We start from the raw sequence: 17,337 nt of genomic DNA on the forward strand, positions 1-17,337 counted from the left end.
CCGCAGGACGGGGATCCACCCCTGCCCAGAGAAAGACCGCCATGACCGACAGCAGCTTCACCCTCCACCGCGGCGACGCCCTCACCGTCCTGAAGACTCTCCCCGACGAGAGCGTCAACGCCGTCATCACCGACCCCCCGTACAACAGCGGCGGGCGCACCAGCTCCGAGCGCACCGGCCGCGACGCCCGCGCCAAGTACGTCACCTCCAACTCCGCCCACGACCTGAAGACCTTCCCCGGCGAGAACCGCGACCAGCGCTCCTACCGCTCCTGGCTGACCGAACTGCTCACCGAGGCGTACCGGGCCAGCACCGAGCACGCGGTCGCTGTGGTCTTCTCGGACTGGAGGCAGGAGCCGACCACCAGCGACGCGCTGCAGATGGCCGGCTGGACGTGGCAGGGCACCATCCCGTGGATCAAGCCCGCCTCCCGCCCGCGCAAGGGCGGCTTCAAGCAGTCCGCCGAGTTCGCCCTCTGGGGCGTCAAGGGCACCCTCGACCACTCCCGGGCCCTCTACCTGCCCGGCCACTTCACCGCGTCCCAGCCCCGCAAGGACCGCGTCCACATCACCCAGAAGCCGCTGGAGGTCATGCAGCAGATCGTCCGGATCTGCCCCGAGGGCGGCACCGTCCTCGACCCCTTCACCGGCAGCGGCTCCACCGGCATCGCCGCCCTGCGCGAAGGCCGCAACTTCGTCGGCGTCGAACTCTCCCCCCACTACGCCGACATCGCCGAACAGCGCCTGCGCGCCGAACTCACCCAGGACGACTTCGTCCTCGCCGGACCGGAGGCATGAGCATGAGAACCCCCGGAACCCCCAGCAGCCGCAGACGTGAAAGGGCGGCCGGAGCACCACGCTCCGGCCGCCCTCGCCGTCTGGCCGGTCAGACCTCCTGGACCGTCCGCTCGATCAGCACCGCCGCCTTCGCCAAGTCCGCCGGCGAGGCGATCCGCACCTCCAGGTCACCGGTGCCCAGGTGGCCGATCCCGCGCATGTCGCGCGTGAACCCCTCCTCCAGCTCCACCGTGTCCGGGTCCAACGGCAGGTACACCAGCATTGCCCGGTGCTGGGGGGACGGCCGGAAGACCACCGACGCCACGTTCCGCAGCCGCCGGTAGGCCACGTAGTGCTTGAGCTGCACCGTCTCCACCTCGCCCGACGCGGTCAACACCTCGTCCAGCTCCCCGTACAGCTCCCGCAGGCACTCCGGCACCTCCACCGAAGTCGGCACCACGGCCGCCTCGACGACCTCCGCCGCCACTGCCGCGGGCGCGCTCGTCTGGCGCCGGGCCGGCGCGCTGGTAGGGGCGACGACCGGCTCGACCAACTGCAGGCTCAGCAGCCCGCCGTCGAAGACCCGGTAGCGCACCAGCTCGATCGGCCAGCGCCGACCCAGCTCGCCGACCGTCACCCGGTCGTGCCACGAGTACCCGGCCGCCACACACAGCGCCCGGGGAGAGCGCCAGTCGACCGACTCCACGGCCGCCTCGCCCAGCTTCTCCCGCACCAACGCCTCGAACTCGTGCCGACTGCTCTTCAACCAGGTCAGGTACGACAATGCCTGCGGCACGACCCCGCTGTCGCTGCCCTTCTTGAACTCGACCACCACCGGCACGCCGTTCTCGTCCAGCCCCAGCGAGTCCACCCGCCCCCGGTGCCACGGCCCCGTCGGGTACTCCGACGCCAGGAACCGGATCCCCAGCATCCGCTCCATCCCGGCCTCCACCCGGCGCTGCAGCTCCACCTCCAGCGCCACCGTCGAGCCCCGCAGCTCCACCTCCCGGCCGTCCGCCCCGAGTCGGAACACCTTCAAGTCGCTCACCCAGCGGCCCCCTTCGTACGAGCGTGCGAAGAGGCCAATCGAAAACGGCGGCCCCGTATTCCGGATGTGGTGGGCTGATGGTTGCCTACCCGATCAAGACAGGCTGACTTGAGGTAGGGGTGAGTACGCAGCTACATGGTCACCCGACGCGTGTAGTTGGGCAATCTGCTTCACTGGTGACCTCGAGTTCTGTTGAGTCATCATCGTCGGCCGGTTCTGTCCTGGCCGATCTCGGTCAAAGGCGCCAAGCCGGACGGTGTGATTGCCAGGATGCTGCGCTATGGTCTGACCAGCGCTGATGCATTAACGGAGAGTTCCTGCAAAAGGGCTCAGTACAAGCTTACGGGGATGGCCTCTGACCTGTGACTTTACCCTCGGGTCGTCATCAACCCTGGAGGGTTGGGAACGGTCAGCATGTCCGACGCTCTCCGCGTGATCGCCGCGTCGTCATCAACCCTGGAGGGTTGGGAACAGCACTTCGCACGTCCCCGCCGGGGCGTCCCACCACGTCGTCATCAACCCTGGAGGGTTGGGAACGTGGACCAGGCGATCAGGAAGACGTCCACGTCCGCGAGTCGTCATCAACCCTGGAGGGTTGGGAACGCGAAGCTGACGCGCTCTACGGCGTCAGTTCCCCGTCGTCATCAACCCTGGAGGGTTGGGAACGCCCGGTCAGCCTCCACCCGGGCGTTCACCTCCTCCGTCGTCATCAACCCTGGAGGGTTGGGAACGCGACGCAGCCGAACTACTCGGCGGTGCTGTTCGAGTCGTCATCAACCCTGGAGGGTTGGGAACGCGGCGAGCCGACCACCGCGGCGGCCGCCCCGCCCGCGTCGTCATCAACCCTGGAGGGTTGGGAACAGCGAGCGTAGCTCGATTTCGAGCACGGCCAACGCGGTCGTCATCAACCCTGGAGGGTTGGGAACCTGGCAGCGGAGTACGTGGAGGTGCACGGCCACCAGTCGTCATCAACCCTGGAGGGTTGGGAACCCGCCCTGCCCTGGGGGTCCGGGGGCCCGCGCAGGTCGTCATCAACCCTGGAGGGTTGGGAACCGGCCACGCTGCCCCGGCGCGGCGCCACCTTCTTCGGTCGTCATCAACCCTGGAGGGTTGGGAACCGGTGGCGCGCAGGTCCGGGCGGTCGATGTACGCCCGTCGTCATCAACCCTGGAGGGTTGGGAACACCTACCCCCGCGTACCCCGCCGCGCCCGGCCTCCGGTCGTCATCAACCCTGGAGGGTTGGGAACGCCGCAGTCTCGGACTGGGCGACCGCGCGGGACGCCGTCGTCATCAACCCTGGAGGGTTGGGAACCTGGGCGAGACGACGCCCGAGCAGCGACAGCAGGCCGTCGTCATCAACCCTGGAGGGTTGGGAACGTACACCGGGTGCGTGTAGGTGATCATCCCGCGCTCGTCGTCATCAACCCTGGAGGGTTGGGAACACGGTAGGACTATGGGCCTGACACACTTACACACTCGTCGTCATCAACCCTGGAGGGTTGGGAACGACGGAGAGTCGACTCTTGGCCATGCCTCACCCACCTGTCGTCATCAACCCTGGAGGGTTGGGAACGTGGGGTCCCATTCGATGTGGAGGCCGGCCCAGTCGTCGTCATCAACCCTGGAGGGTTGGGAACCCGACCGCCCCGCGAAGGGATGGTTCCACCCCCGCCGTCGTCATCAACCCTGGAGGGTTGGGAACCCCGACGGCGAGGCGGCCATCATGCTGGCCAGCACGTCGTCATCAACCCTGGAGGGTTGGGAACGGCCCGTAGAAGTTGCGGGTCAGGCCGAACATGTCGAGTCGTCATCAACCCTGGAGGGTTGGGAACTCAACACCACCGACTCCAACTGGCAGGCCGCCACACGTCGTCATCAACCTTGGAGGGTTGGGAACCCGTGGGCGAGGATGCTCGCCTTCGTGCTGTGGGAGGCCGTCATCAACTCTCCGGGGTTGCTGACGGCCAGGATCTTGATGTGTCGGGGGGATACAGGCTGAAGCAGTCAGGTAAGACGTGGGTGAGGGCTGCAGTGACTGTCCGGTAGTGCATTGTCCCTGCTCAGGCGCTTTTAGGACGGCGTGATGCCACGGGGGAAGCTGTTCGTGTTGCAGGCAGCCAGTTCGGCTACCTGCGTGCGCGTCCATACCACGTAACGCTGAGTAGCGAGATCAACTGTGGCGAATTGCATGATCGACGTTTCCTGCCCATCTATGCTGCGCCGCAGGCGAGTTGTTGCTGTTTCCATGTGTCTTCGGGAGGGTGCCTTGCGGGTGAGGGTCGATGTGGTGCCGAATTCGCCGACGGTGAGGTGGAAGGACGTACACGGCGCGGCACGCGGCGTGGTGTATCGCCTGATCGAGGCGCAGGATGCTTCGTTGGCAAGGGAGTTGCACGACAAGGGGTGGCGCGGGAAGTCGTTGAAGCCGGTCGGTGTGGCGGGGCCGCTGTTCGTGGGGGCGTCGCCGCGCAAGGGGGTGTTCACGACGTCGCGGGACGGCTCGGTGTGGTTCGGATCGCCGGTGCCGGAGATCGCCTCCGTGCTGGTGAGGTCGCTTGCCTCCTGTAGTGAACTCGACTGGGGAGCAACGCGGTTGTCGGTGCGCGGTATTGCTCTGGAGAGTGGCTTCCCGGGGCCGGCAGGGGAGAGCTTGGTGGAGTTGGAGACGCTCACTCCGGTGGTGATCAAGCACGAGAGCCGTAATCTGCTGCCCAGTGACGAGTACTTCGCGGAGCGGCTTTCACACAATCTTGCCCACAAGGCAGACCTGTTGGGCCTGCCGGCGCCGCGAGGGCTGCGGGTGCTGGAGGCGGGACCGCGGCGGAGGTTCGCGGTGCGGGGGGCTCCGCGGATCGGTGCAAAGGTGCGGGTCGAGTTGGAAGCAGATGCGCGGTTCGTGGAGGCGCTCAGGTCGTGGGGGATGGGGCTGGACACCATCCAGGGCTTCGGGTGGATCAAGTGAGTGTACTGACCGTCTCGGGTCATCCCCTGCAGCGGGCGGGCGCGTGGGCGGTGGCGATTCTTGCCAACTGTCGGACTCCCGAAGAGGTGGGCCAGGGCAACCTGGACGCTGTGGTGGCGATGCTGGTGGCGGACGTGGTCGCCGCGGCGACGGCGCCGAAGGACGCGAGTCGCTACGACTGGTGGAAGGTGCTGTTCGCGCTCTACCCCAATTCGAAGGCCACGCACAGCAAGCGCCCGTCCGACGCGCAGGTGCTCAGGCCCGCTGTCGAGGAGTTGTTCGCCCCGGACGCGGACGCCGAAGGTGGGCCCTCGTGGCCGTGCACGTTCTGCGCCGCGCCGTCCGCAGTGGTGTGGTCGAAGTCGAACCTTCCGTTGTTCGACACCAGCAAGGCGCTGAACAACCTGCCGCCGAAGCTGGCGGGGTGGCCGGTGTGCCGGGGGTGCCGGGTCGCGATGTGGGCGCTGCCCTACGGGGCGTGGGTGACGGCGGGGTCCGCGACCGTGTTGTCGTGTGAATCCCCGGATGCGGAGCGGAAGTTCGCCCGGTGCAACGTCCGCCGGGCCCGGAAGGTGATGCAGACCGGCTTCAACGGTTTGCAGGCCGGGGCGAAGCCCGAGGCCGTAGTGCTGGCCGCGCTGCGGGGTGCGGGCAGTGGGTTGTGCGCGAGCACGTTGTGGAGTTTCAAGAACGACAACCAGGAGCCGTGGCTGCGGGTGACCCGTACCCGGCGGGCCGTGCCGGTGTTCCTGGAGAGGGTGGACGGCAACGCACCGCTGCGACGGGGCTGGCGGCTGTTGTGCCGCTCGCTGGACCGGTACGACCCGGAGGCGGGGCGGGTTGTCGGCGGTCAGGGCGCGGCGGCACGGCTTTTGTTCGAAGCGGAGGACGGCCGGAGCCGCCCGCTGCTGGGGCAGGTGCACCGTCTCCTGTCGGGCACCGACGAGACGTGGTCGCTGAGCGACCGCCGGGCGCTTGGCGCGCTCGCCACCGCATACGCGAAGGAGGTCTTCGGAATGGACGTGGACGTGGAGCCCGTGGCGCGGGTCCTGGCCGAGTGGATCGCCCGGGGTAGCAGCCCGCGCGGCCGCCTGGCCGAGTACCGCACCGCCGCGTTGAACGACTACCAGCTCGGGACGCTGCTGGTGCAGGCGCACTTCCGGCTCCAACTCGACGGCGTGGGGACGCAGGTGGCCGGACCGGAGGCGTGGAAGCCTCTGATCGGGCGTCGGCCGAGGGCCTGGGAGCTGCGGATGTTGCTGTTCGCGCGGGTGTGCGAGCTGCTGCAGGAGCGCGGGGTGGCCGTCAGCGCCGATCCGGCGGACACGGACACGGAAGAAGGCAGTGCGGAGGAGGACCGTCCGGTCTTTCCCGCGGCGGACGACGAGTACGACGGCTACGACACGTACGAGACGGAAAGGGTCTGAGATGGCTTACCTGGCAGGGACGATGGTGCTGGCGGTGCGCGCCGGTGCGCCGAACAACGGGCGCGGTGAGGACACGACGGCGCGGGTGAAGTTCGCGCAGATGCGTGACGGCCGGCACCCGTACGTGTCGGCGCAGGCCGCGCGCCGCTGGATCCGGGAGACGATGGTCGAGCTCGGAACGGTGCCCTCACCGGTGACCCGGGTCGGCAAGGCCCAGAACAAGGCGCAGAAGGCGAACACGGCGGCCGACCCGATCCAGTTCGTCGACGACGACCTGTTCGGCTACATGAAGGCCGGCGCGAAGAAGGACGACTCGGCGACGACACTGCGCGACAGCCCGTTCATGCTGGGGACGCTGCTGTCGGCGGAGCCGGTGCGGATCACCTCGGACTTCGGCGTGATGTCGCGCGGCGTGCCGGAGCCGGTGCTGCACGGGCACGAGTTCTACTCCGCGGACCTGGTGGCGCCGTTCCTGCTGGACGTCCCGCGGATCGGGACGTTCACGATGCCGAGCGCGGACGGGGCGGGGCGGCCGAACTACCTGACGCAGGAGCAGGCGTTGCAGTTCGCCGACGCCCTCGCGGTGGGCGCCACCACCGCGGAGTTCCGCGGTCAGGCGGCGGTACGGCTGCCGATCGAGGAGCGGCGGCGGCGGGCCTCGCTGCTGCCGGGGGCGATCGCGAACCTGAGCGGCGGTGCGAAGCAGGCCCTGCACTACGGCGACCGGGTGCCGGCGCTGATGGTGATGGCCCCGTTCGCCGGAGGCGTCAACCCGTTCGGACACCTCATCGACAGCGACCCCGACACGGGCGTGCGGATCCGCGGCGACGTGCTGCGCCAGGAGCTCGCTGCCTGGGCGGGGGAGTGGACGCCACCCGTACGCGTCGGCTGGCGGCCCGGCTTCCAGGACCAGGCGCGCGAGGACTTCGAGAAGGAGTGCGAGCAGGAGATCGCCGAGGGCACCGTCGTCGTCGACCACCCCCGCACGATCCTGCTGCAGCTTGCTGCCGACCTGAACGAGGGCCGCCTGGACGGCTGGTTCGACGACCCGGCCCGCCCGTGACCACCGCCTCGACCGAGCTGGTGCGGGCGGTACGTGTCGAGCTGTACGCACCGATCGCCTCGTTCCGCGACCCGCTGTTCCCCGGCCTGACCCGCTGCCTGCCCGTCCCGCCGCCGTCCACCGTCCGTGGCATGCTCGCCGCGGCGACCGGCGCGACCTGCGAACCGGCGGTGTTCGGGATGGCTGCGTGGGCCGAGGGCCACGGCACCGACACCGAGACCTACCACCCGGTGGCCGCCGACGGCAGCCAGCCCGCGATCGGCGGACGCGTACGCTTCGGCAAAGGCGGCGCCACCGCCAAGGACCGGCCCTTCCTCGCCGGCGTCCACCTCACCCTGTGGCTGCCCGGCCCCGACGGCGCCCGCCTCGCCGCCGCCCTGCGCCGCCCCGTGCACGCACTGCGCCTGGGCCGCTCCCAGGACCTCGTCCATCCCGTCGCCGCCACCGAGGTAACCCTGCTGCCCGCCACGACCGCGCTCGTCGGCCACGCGCTGGCCCCGTCTGGCGGCCACGACCTGCCGCAGGCCCACGTCCACCGCCTCGCGTGCACCACCTCCACCGACCGCCTCACCACCGTCTGGGCCGACCACCTGTGGTGCGACGAACCCGCCACCCGGCCGACACCGGTATGCGGCGCCCACCGCGAAGCACCCGCCCACGACCAGCACCCCGAGGACACCCAGGCCGTATGGCTCCTGACCCCCTGACCTCCACCGCCGTCCGGCTGCGACGGCGCGCCCTGACCGACCTGCGCGCCAAATCCCGCCCCGTTCACGACCCCGAACGCCTCACCGCCCACCTGCGTACCGTCCACCAGACGGTCGCCCAGCTCGAAGCCCGCATCGCGCACGCCGGGGTCATTGCCACCGATCCACCCTTCTGGGACTTGGTCCGGGCCGCCGCGCTGCTCCACGACGCGGGGAAGATCGCCGAAGGCTTCCAGCGCCAGGTACTGCCCGGCGGCGAGCCGTGGGGCGAGCGCCACGAAGTGCTCTCCCTCGCCTACGTCGACCTGCTCGCACCTGCCACCGGATGGACGGGCGAGGAGCGGCTGCTGGTGGCGACGCTGGTCGCCAGCCACCACCGGCCCCTGTTCAGCCAGAACACCGTCGCTGGCGCCAAACCGGCACTGGATCACCTCTACAACCGGCGAACCGACTGGCAGCAGGCGTTCGGGGTCCTTCCGACACCGGAGACGGGCACCCAGGTCCCGCGCGGGCTCCACCAGGAACTCCTCGCCTGGCTGGCCGGGTTCCTCGCCACCGACCCGCCGCTGCCCGCCCCCGGCGCCCCCACCCTCGCTGACCGGGCCAGTCGGTTGCTGGACGAGGTCTTCACCGCCTGGCGCGGCGAGCAGGACCCGGACCGCGGCCTGCTCGCCGTTCTCGCTCAAGGCGCCCTCACCCTCGCCGACCACGCCGGCTCCGCCCACGCCCGCCTGCAGACGCACGTTCCGCTGCCCGCCGACTACCTGGAACGCCTCCCCTTCATCCCGCACCGCCACCAGCGCGAGGCCGCCGCCACCGACGGGCACCTGGTGCTCACCGCTTACACCGGCAGCGGCAAGACCGAGAGCGGACTCGCTTGGGCGGCGCGGCAGTTGGAGACGATGCCAGGCATGCCCAGGGTCGTCTGGACCCTCCCGTACCGGGCCTCCCTGAACGCGGCCCGCCACCGCCTCGAACGCGACCTGGCCTACGGCGTGACCCCCGACATCGGACTGCTCCACGGCGCCGTCGCCCGCACCCTGCTCACTGAGGCACTCGCCGACGACTGCGCCCCCACGAAGCAGGACGCCCGCAAGGCCCGCGCCCGCGCGAACGTGATGCGCCTGTTCACCCAGCGCCTGCGCGTCGCCACCCCGCACCAGCTCCTCGCCGGTGCGCTGGCCGGCCCCGTCCACTCCTCCCTGCTGCTCGAACAGGCCAACTCCCTCTTCATCCTGGACGAGTTGCACGCCTACGACCCGGAGATCTTCGGCCGCCTGTGCGCCGCGATGCGTCTGTGGGAGCAGCTCGGCAGCCGCATCGCGATCCTGTCCGCCACTCTCGCCCAACCGCTGCGCGCTCTCATCGACGACACCCTCCACGGCGAGGTCACCTCCTGTCAGGCCGAGCCGGGCACCGCGCCCGTCCGGCACCGCCTGGTCGTTGACGGTCTCCCTCTCACCGACCCCGCGAGCATCGAGCGCCTCCGCAGTTGGCTCGCGGACGGCCACAGCGTCCTGGTGGTGGTCAACACCGTCGCCACCGCGCAGAGGCTGTTCGGAGAGCTCGTGGACGAAGTCTGGGCCGCCTGTCCGGATGACGAGGACGCGGCGATCCTGCTGCACTCCCGGTTCAAGAACCGCGACCGCGACACCCTCGAGAACCGCCTGCTGGAACGCCACCCCGAGCGCAAGCCAGGCCGGCCGCGGCGCCCGGGCGGGCTGGTGGTGGCCACCCAGACCGTCGAAGTGTCCCTCCAACTCGACTTCGACCGCGGCGCGGTGGAGAACGCCCCCGTCGAGGCCGTAGCCCAGCGCGCCGGCCGGGTCAACCGCCGCGGACTGCACCCCGACGGCGCCGTTGAGTTCCGCGTCCACCGCCCCGCCAGCCACCGCCCCTACGAACAGGCCGCCGTCGAAGCCGCCTGGCAGGCCCTGACCACCCTCGCCGCCGAAGGCGCCACCACGCTCAGCGAACAGGACATCGACCGCCTCCTCCACCTCGCCTACGACACCGACTGGGGCCGCGACTGGGAGAAGCGCGCCCGCGCCGCCCGCGACGGCTTCACCGACGAGTTCCTCACCTTCGACGAGCCGTTCCTCGACCGCTCCGAGTTGAAGCTCGGTGAACGCTTCGACACCGTCGAAGTCCTGCACCGCGAGGACGAGCAGGAGTACCGCGACCTCATCCGCGGGAAGAACGGTGATCCGCTGCTGGCGGCCGGGCTGCTCATCCCGCTTCGCTACGGGCAGTTGAAGACCCACAAGGCCGCCTACGACCGCAGCCTGCACCTGTTCGTGATTGACGGCGAGTACGACACCGTCCTGGGCCTGCGCCCGCCGATCGAAAGGGACACCGTCCTGTGAGGCCCGTCCCCTTCGACCCCGTCCAGGACGAACACGGCCTCGGCGGCGTCCACATCAAGTACCTGCGCCACTGCCCCCGCCAACTCTGGCTCTACATGCGCGGATACCGTCCAGAAGCCGGCAGCGACCTCGTCGCCTTCGGCGAAGCCGTCGACGACACCACCTTCACCCGCCGCCGCGACATCGACCTCGGCGAAGCCCGCATCGACTGGGTCACCACCGGAGCCGTCGTCCACGAGACCAAATCCTCCCGCGCCCACTCACCCGCGCACGACGCCCAGGTCCGCCACTACTGCCTCCTGTTGGAACGGCGAGGGGTGAACGTGCGCGGCGGCGTCATCCACTACCCCCTCACCCGGCGCACCGTCGACGTGCCCTGGAACGACGACGCCCGCGACCAGGCAGAGGACACCGAAGCCGAAGCCCGCGCCGTCATCGCCGCCACCACACCGCCCGAACGCCTCGACCGTGCAGCCTGCCGCGGCTGCTCCTACCTCGACTACTGCTGGGGAACCTGATGCCCGCCATTGGCCGCACCTACTGGCTCACCGAACCCTGCCGCATCCGCCGCGAGGACAACAGCATCCGCATCGAACGTCCCGACGGCGACCCCGTCCGCCTCCCCATCACCGACATCCGCGACCTCGTCGCCTTCGACCACATCGACGTCAACACCTCCGCTCTCTCCCTCCTCGGTCGGCACAACGTCACCCTCCACGTCCTCGACCACTACGGCAACCACACCGGGCACTTCGCCCCCACCGAAAGCATGTCCTCCGCCCCCGTGCTGCGCCGCCAAGTCCATCTCGCCACCGACCCCGACCACTACCTCCCCATCGCCCGTTCCTTGTTGCTCGCCACCGCCGAAAACCTCCGCTGGGTCCTCGACAACGACCACCTCGACCCCGCCCTGGCCACCCTGCGCGACAACCTCCCCAACTGCCACGACACCAACCAACTCATGGGCCAGGAAGGCAACTTCCGCCGCACCGCCTGGGCCGCCCTCGACACCCAACTCCCCACCTGGCTACGCCTCAACGGCCGCACCCGCCGCCCACCCACCAACGCCGGCAACGCCTTCATCAGCTACCTCAACTCCATCACCTACGCCCGCGTCCTCACCGCCCTGCGCTCCACCCCCCTCCACCCCGCCATCGCCTTCCTCCACGCCGACACCGACCGCCGCCGCAACACCCTCGCCCTCGACCTTGCCGAACCCTTCAAACCCCTCCTCGCCGAACGCCTCCTCCTGCGTTGCGCGCACCAGAAGACCCTGAAGCCCAGCGACTTCGAGACTGGTGTCGACCGGGCCTCCCTCAGCGCCGCCGGCCGCAAGAAGATCGCCGCCCTCGTCCGCGACGAACTCGCCACCACCGTCCACCACCGCGGCCTCAAGCGGAAGGTCAGCTACGAGGAACTCATCCACCTCGAAGCCCTCAAACTCGTCCGCCTCTGCCTCGAAGACACTCCCTACAAGCCCTTCCGCCCCTGGTGGTAACCCCGAATCATGTTCGTCATCCTCGTCTACGACACCGCCGCCGAACGCAACCCCAAAGTCCTCAAGACCTGCCGCAAATACCTCCACTGGACCCAGCGCAGCGTCTTCCAGGGCGAACTCACCCCCGCCCAGTACCGCGCCCTCACCAACGCCCTCGAAACCGTCATCGATCACACCTACGACAGCATCGTCACCTACACCACCCGCTCCCCGGACTACATCCAGAGCGCCACCATCGGCGTCACACTCGGCGGCCCCGGAGATATCCTCTGACCAGCACTGATGCACTACCGGCCAACCCCTGCAAAAAGCTCCGCCAGCCGCTTGCAGGGGTATCGTTTGACCTGCGACTTTACCCTCGGGCCGTCATCAACCCTGGAGGGTTGGGAACGAAGGGCGACGTCCGTCCCTGGGTCCAGGAGCAGAGCCGTCATCAACCCTGGAGGGTTGGGAACCCGCATTCGCGTTGGGGAGGGCACCGAGGCCCTCCCGCCGTCATCAACCCTGGAGGGTTGGGAACGCCAGCAGGGCGGTCCGCTGCTCGGCAGCGGCCTCCCGCCGTCATCAACCCTGGAGGGTTGGGAACGCGACTGCACCCGCAGCAGACGGCCCGGGAAGGCGGCCGTCATCAACCCTGGAGGGTTGGGAACTCGTAGACACGGCCAACGGAGAGGCCGGTCGCCGCGGCCGTCATCAACCCTGGAGGGTTGGGAACGGGTCTCCCAGCACGACCTCGCCCGGGTCGCGCACGCCGTCATCAACCCTGGAGGGTTGGGAACTCCTCCGTCTCCGTGGTGATGGTGACGGATCCAGTAGCCGTCATCAACCCTGGAGGGTTGGGAACCTGTGCCCGTTGGTGCCGAGGGCGGAGACGGTGCCGGCCGTCATCAACCCTGGAGGGTTGGGAACGCCCCACCGGGAAGCCGGCCCGGCTGCTGTTCAGCGCCGTCATCAACCCTGGAGGGTTGGGAACGCGCGGGCACCACGGGGTAGCCCCAGCGGGCGGTGCCGTCATCAACCCTGGAGGGTTGGGAACCCGAGTCGCCTCAACCGGCGATCGGCAGCTGGGCTTGCCGTCATCAACCCTGGAGGGTTGGGAACAACAGCAGCCGATGGGAGCGCAGCACCGACTCCAGCGCCGTCATCAACCCTGGAGGGTTGGGAACGCTCCCGGAACCAGACGAGCGGCTCCTCCATCACCAGCCGTCATCAACCCTGGAGGGTTGGGAACACCACCCGGAGGGCGGCGGTGCGCCCGGCCCCGCCGGCCGTCATCAACCCTGGAGGGTTGGGAACCCCCGCCGAAGCCGCTGTTCGCGCCGGAGGTGCCCGGCCGTCATCAACCCTGGAGGGTTGGGAACATCACCTTCAACGGCCTTGCCGCGCCGCCGCAGGACGCCGTCATCAACCCTGGAGGGTTGGGAACGCGGAGGCCGCCAGGCAGACGTCCTGATCGGCCCCGCGCCGTCATCAACCCTGGAGGGTTGGGAACAGGACGGCTCGCAGCGCGTCGCCGGTGGTGCCGTCGCGCCGTCATCAACCCTGGAGGGTTGGGAACCCGAGCTGGAGCAGGAATCCGGAGTCGACGTCCAGCCGTCATCAACCCTGGAGGGTTGGGAACGCGGAGCAGGGCAAGGCACTCATGGCGCCCTCCCACGCCGTCATCAACCCTGGAGGGTTGGGAACTGGCGGCCGGCGCGGACGTGCGGATGGTCGTGCGGGGCCGTCATCAACCCTGGAGGGTTGGGAACTCGATGTCTGCCTTGAACTGCCGCCAGAACGGCGACGCCGTCATCAACCCTGGAGGGTTGGGAACGCAACCTGCTCGAGTTCGGCTCCGCCCACAACCCGCGCCGTCATCAACCCTGGAGGGTTGGGAACGGGAAGCCCTCGGCCTGGACGGAGCCCCGGGCCGGCGCCGTCATCAACCCTGGAGGGTTGGGAACACGACGGGGCCAGCAGGAGGAAAGCGACGAGCCCATGCCGTCATCAACCCTGGAGGGTTGGGAACCAGCGCGGCGCCGATCACACCCGCGGCCCAGCGGGCCGTCATCAACCCTGGAGGGTTGGGAACCTGCTGGGGGGCGGGGGCACGGGGGCGCCGCAGCCGGCCGTCATCAACCCTGGAGGGTTGGGAACCGGTGCTGGGTGTAGGGCTGCTGCTCGAGGCCGCGGGCCGTCATCAACCCTGGAGGGTTGGGAACACCTGGCCGAGGAGGCCGCGAAGTGATCAGCACCCTGCCGTCATCAACCCTGGAGGGTTGGGAACGCGGATGCCAGGGCCACCGCGAGCACCAAGTACGGGGCCGTCATCAACCCTGGAGGGTTGGGAACCGCAGAGCCTGGACCGGGGCGGTGGCGGCGGCCCTGCCGTCATTAACCCTGGAGGGTTGGGAACGAGTACGGCGTCGACCCCACGGCCATCACCGTCATGCCGTCATCAACCCTGGAGGATTGGGAACCGGACGTCCTTCGACACCTACACCCCGGAGTTGCTGGCCGTCATCAACCCTGGAGGGTTGGGAACACTCCAACCCGGTCGTCGACCAGCTCGGCATCCGGACCTACCTGCCGTCATCAACCCTGGAGGGTTGGGAACAGCAGCACCTTCTGGAGACCCCCGCGGACGCGACCTGCCGTCATCAACCCTGGAGGGTTGGGAACCCGTCTCCTGCGCGGTGCGCGGCCTGCCCGCCGCGTGCCGTCATCAACCCTGGAGGGTTGGGAACGTGAGGTGCTGGCGGAGCTGGGTGGTGGCGGCGTGCCGTCATCAACCCTGGAGGGTTGGGAACACATCAGCGCCCTGCGGGCCCGCGGCCCCGACGTGGGCCGTCATCAACCCTGGAGGGTTGGGAACCCGACCTGGAGTCGGGCGAGTACGACGACGGCGAGCCGTCATCAACCCTGGAGGGTTGGGAACGCGTCCAGGCGGCGGCGGCACTCCTCGGGTGTCTGCCGTCATCAACCCTGGAGGGTTGGGAACCCGGGGCGCGGTTCGTAGTGGGCGCGGCCTCCGGCGGCCGTCATCAACCCTGGAGGGTTGGGAAGACGCCGCCGAGCTGGCGGACCTCCGCGCGCACGGGCCGTCATCAACCCTGGAGGGTTGGGAACATCAGGCGGGCAACTTCGCCGCGAGAGCTGGGCCGATGCCGTCATCAACCCTGGAGGGTTGGGAACACTGCTGGACGCGCAGCAGACGGCCGGGGAAGACGGGCCGTCATCAACCCTGGAGGATTGGGAACCGGCGCCGACCAGGATCAGGTTGCTGGGCAGCAACTGGCCGTCATCAACCCTAGAGGGTTGGAAACAGGAGTTGCGCGCGGCCCTACTCGGGCTCGCCAACGGGCCGTCATCAACCCTGGAGGGTTGGAAACTAGGCGACGGTGAACGGCGCGGGCGGTAGGAAGTCGGCCTTCATCAACCCTGTAGGGTTGGGAATGCGCTCAATTTCAGCGCCGACCTGTCCGCTGAAGGCGGCCGTCATCGGTACGGCGGGAGACGGTCGTCTTGGTGAGGCATGTTGTGTTGTCGGGTTGGAGGCGGATGGTGCGGTGGAGGGGTGTCAGCCGACTTGGCCGGCCATGTCGGTGTTGAGGTCCTGGACGCCGCAGGCGAGTCCGCGGAAATGCCATGGGGCGGGCCCTCGAGGGCTGTGGACACTTTTGGGTAGGGCGAAGTCTGGTGTCTTCGCCGCAGGCTCGATCGCCGGTGCGTCGATCGAGCCGGTCTTCTGGCGAGTCTGCCGCCTGGCCCGACAGGGCGTCGCAAGAAGTTGACGGCTAGTCAGTAAAGTCAGCAAAAGGTCAGCATTCATCCACCCGGACCCTGCAGAACACGCCTATAGATGGCAAGCGGCAGGCCGGCCGCTGCTACCCTCGAGGCCCTTGCCGACGACGTTCGTCAGTGCTGGAGCCCTTGCCGGAGGCGGTCGTGGAGCGCCCGTTCGGCTCCGGTGGAGGTGACCACCCCAGCCACGGGTTTCCGCAGTTCAGGTGTGGTTTCCGCGAGCCTTGAGGGCTATGTTCGGCACCTCCGGCGCGGGCAGCCGCTTACCCGGGTAGCTCCGCACCTTGCCGGAACCGAAGTCCCTTCCCCCAGTCGATCCGTGCTTGTACGATCTCCTCACTGGATCGGTCGATGAAGTTCCAGGACAACTGCACCGTCCACGCCGACCCGTCCTTCCCCGCCGTTCTCGGCGAGCGGATCTCAGTGGGCCACAATGCCGTCCTGCACGGCTGCACGGTCGAGGACGACGTCCTGATCGGCATGGGCGCCACCGTCCTCAACGGCGCCCGGATCGGGGCGGGTTCGCTGGTCGCGGCGGCGCCGTCGTCCCGCAGGGCATGCAGGTGCCGCCCGGCTCCCTGGTCGCGGGCGTCCCCGCGAAGGTGAAGCGCGAGCTCACCGAGGAGGAGCGCGCCGGGATCCGCGCCAACGGCGAGGGCTACCAGCTGCTTGCCGCCGCCCACGCGAAGGACGTGCCCGGCGCGCACGGCTGAGCGGCGCGCACGGCCGAGCGGCGCGGAAGTCGGGCGGTACGGAAACCGCACGGTACGGAAGCCGGGCGGTACGGAAGTCGGGCGGCCGGGCGGTTTCGGGCGACGGAGCCGGTGGTGCCGAGACCGGGGTGCGCCGTGGTCGGCGCGGCCAGGGGCCACGCCGACCACGGTCCTGGCCGTGTCGGGCTCCGACTCCGGTGCGCGGCCGCCCCGTTCGGGCTGCTCCGACCGTTCGAGGGCGGCCGCGCACTCCTCGTGCGTCCACTCGCCGCAGCCCGGCTGCTCCAGGGCGCGGGGAGGCCGACGGCGGGGCCGCGACGGATTCCGTCGAGCGGCGGGCCGTCCCGTCCGGCTACGGTGCAGCGGTGATCAGCAACGACCAGCCCGGCTCGGCCCGGCTCGCCACCCCCGCCGACCTCGACGCCGTGGTCTCCACCCTGACCAGCGCGTTCTTCCACGACCCGCTCTGGGGCCCGGCCTTCCCCGACCCGTCCCGGCGCGCCCGGCAGGCCGCTGCGATGTGGCGGTTGTACGCGACCTCCGCCCTGCGCTACCCCTGGACCCTGGTCACCCCCGGCGCGGAGGCCGTCGCCGTGTGGATCCCGCCGGGCGGCACCGAACTCACCGCACCGGAGGCCGAAGGTCTGCCGGAGCTGCTCACCGGGGCGGCGGGGCCGGAGGCGGCCCGGGCCATCCTGGCCGTCTACGACCAGTTGGAGGCCGCCCACCCCGGCGTGCCCTGCTTCTACCTCACCCTGCTCGGCGTCCACGACGACCACCGCGGCAAGGGCCTCGGCATGGGCCTGCTCGTCCGCAGCCTGGAGCGGATCGACGCCATCGGCGCCCCGGCCTACCTGGAGTCCTCCAACCCGGCCAACCTCGCCCGCTACCGGAGCGTCGGCTTCACCCCGCGCGAGGAGATCACCACCGCCACCGGCCACGTCGTCACCACCATGTGGCGCCCGGCCCGCTGAGCCCTGTCTCTTATAC

At 69.5% G+C, this 17,337-nt stretch carries 11 protein-coding genes, 1 pseudogene and 2 CRISPR repeat arrays; of the genes and pseudogenes, 11 read left to right on the forward strand and 1 reads right to left on the reverse strand.

The genetic code is table 11. From position 1 onward, the window contains the following. The first annotated feature begins 41 nt into the window (after nt 1-41). Nucleotides 42-797, forward strand: a complete 756-nt coding sequence (locus tag ACFUEL_RS17330) for a DNA-methyltransferase (protein ID WP_380237126.1) — start codon at nt 42-44, stop codon at nt 795-797. 88 nt (nt 798-885) lie between these two features. Here the strand turns inward: ACFUEL_RS17330 and ACFUEL_RS17335 are convergent, their stop codons facing one another. Further along, nucleotides 886-1,824, reverse strand: a complete 939-nt coding sequence (locus tag ACFUEL_RS17335) for a hypothetical protein (protein ID WP_380237128.1) — start codon at nt 1,822-1,824, stop codon at nt 886-888. A 378-nt stretch (nt 1,825-2,202) separates the two neighbouring features. Next, nucleotides 2,203-3,787: a CRISPR direct-repeat array (repeat unit 29 nt; unit sequence GTCGTCATCAACCCTGGAGGGTTGGGAAC). Nucleotides 3,788-4,013: 226 nt separating this feature from the next. Here ACFUEL_RS17335 and cas6 point away from each other — a divergent pair. From cas6 to ACFUEL_RS17385, 10 genes and pseudogenes are all read left to right on the forward strand, one after another. Next, the gene (gene cas6, locus ACFUEL_RS17340; RefSeq protein ID WP_380237129.1) at nt 4,014-4,787 is read left to right on the forward strand and encodes a CRISPR-associated endoribonuclease Cas6; all 774 of its coding nucleotides are present in this window, start codon (nt 4,014-4,016) and stop codon (nt 4,785-4,787) included. Beyond that, entirely contained in the window at nt 4,784-6,214 is a 1,431-nt protein-coding gene (locus tag ACFUEL_RS17345) for a hypothetical protein (protein ID WP_380237130.1), read from the forward strand. The genes cas6 and ACFUEL_RS17345 overlap by 4 nt, the downstream gene beginning before the upstream one ends. 1 nt (nt 6,215) lies before the next feature. Continuing rightward, the gene (cas7i, locus tag ACFUEL_RS17350) at nt 6,216-7,277 is read left to right on the forward strand and encodes a type I-B CRISPR-associated protein Cas7/Cst2/DevR (RefSeq protein ID WP_380237131.1); all 1,062 of its coding nucleotides are present in this window, start codon (nt 6,216-6,218) and stop codon (nt 7,275-7,277) included. After that, nucleotides 7,274-7,984 (forward strand): CRISPR-associated protein Cas5, encoded by a 711-nt coding sequence (gene cas5, locus ACFUEL_RS17355; RefSeq protein ID WP_380237132.1) that lies wholly within the window; start codon nt 7,274-7,276, stop codon nt 7,982-7,984. The genes cas7i and cas5 overlap by 4 nt, the downstream gene beginning before the upstream one ends. Next, on the forward strand, nt 7,966-10,350 hold the full coding sequence (gene cas3, locus ACFUEL_RS17360; RefSeq protein WP_380237133.1) for a CRISPR-associated helicase Cas3': 2,385 nt from the start codon (nt 7,966-7,968) through the stop codon (nt 10,348-10,350). The genes cas5 and cas3 overlap by 19 nt, the downstream gene beginning before the upstream one ends. Then, nucleotides 10,347-10,868, forward strand: a complete 522-nt coding sequence (locus ACFUEL_RS17365) for a CRISPR-associated protein Cas4 (RefSeq protein ID WP_380237134.1) — start codon at nt 10,347-10,349, stop codon at nt 10,866-10,868. The genes cas3 and ACFUEL_RS17365 overlap by 4 nt, the downstream gene beginning before the upstream one ends. After that, nucleotides 10,868-11,848, forward strand: a complete 981-nt coding sequence (gene cas1b / locus ACFUEL_RS17370) for a type I-B CRISPR-associated endonuclease Cas1b (protein ID WP_380237135.1) — start codon at nt 10,868-10,870, stop codon at nt 11,846-11,848. The genes ACFUEL_RS17365 and cas1b overlap by 1 nt, the downstream gene beginning before the upstream one ends. 9 nt (nt 11,849-11,857) lie before the next feature. After that, the gene (gene cas2 / locus ACFUEL_RS17375; RefSeq protein WP_380237136.1) at nt 11,858-12,121 is read left to right on the forward strand and encodes a CRISPR-associated endonuclease Cas2; all 264 of its coding nucleotides are present in this window, start codon (nt 11,858-11,860) and stop codon (nt 12,119-12,121) included. A gap of 89 nt (nt 12,122-12,210) precedes the next feature. Beyond that, a CRISPR array of direct repeats spans nt 12,211-15,287; the repeat unit is 29 nt; unit sequence GCCGTCATCAACCCTGGAGGGTTGGGAAC. 704 nt (nt 15,288-15,991) lie between these two features. Continuing rightward, a pseudogene (locus ACFUEL_RS17380) lies at nt 15,992-16,347 on the forward strand (gamma carbonic anhydrase family protein); the annotation flags it as partial. 365 nt (nt 16,348-16,712) lie between these two features. Then, the gene (locus ACFUEL_RS17385) at nt 16,713-17,321 is read left to right on the forward strand and encodes a GNAT family N-acetyltransferase (RefSeq protein ID WP_380237137.1); all 609 of its coding nucleotides are present in this window, start codon (nt 16,713-16,715) and stop codon (nt 17,319-17,321) included. Nucleotides 17,322-17,337 lie beyond the last annotated feature (16 nt).

It is taken from the genome of Kitasatospora sp. NPDC057198 (assembly GCF_042670125.1).
Taxonomy (GTDB): domain Bacteria; phylum Actinomycetota; class Actinomycetes; order Streptomycetales; family Streptomycetaceae; genus Kitasatospora.

Coding starts and splice junctions, on each gene's coding strand:
- ACFUEL_RS17330 (WP_380237126.1), top strand. CDS start 42: ATGACCGACAGCAGCTTCACCCTCCACCGCGGCGACGCCCTCACCGTC.
- cas6 (WP_380237129.1), top strand. CDS start 4,014: ATGATCGACGTTTCCTGCCCATCTATGCTGCGCCGCAGGCGAGTTGTT.
- cas7i (WP_380237131.1), top strand. CDS start 6,216: ATGGCTTACCTGGCAGGGACGATGGTGCTGGCGGTGCGCGCCGGTGCG.
- cas3 (WP_380237133.1), top strand. CDS start 7,966: ATGGCTCCTGACCCCCTGACCTCCACCGCCGTCCGGCTGCGACGGCGC.
- cas1b (WP_380237135.1), top strand. CDS start 10,868: ATGCCCGCCATTGGCCGCACCTACTGGCTCACCGAACCCTGCCGCATC.
- cas2 (WP_380237136.1), top strand. CDS start 11,858: ATGTTCGTCATCCTCGTCTACGACACCGCCGCCGAACGCAACCCCAAA.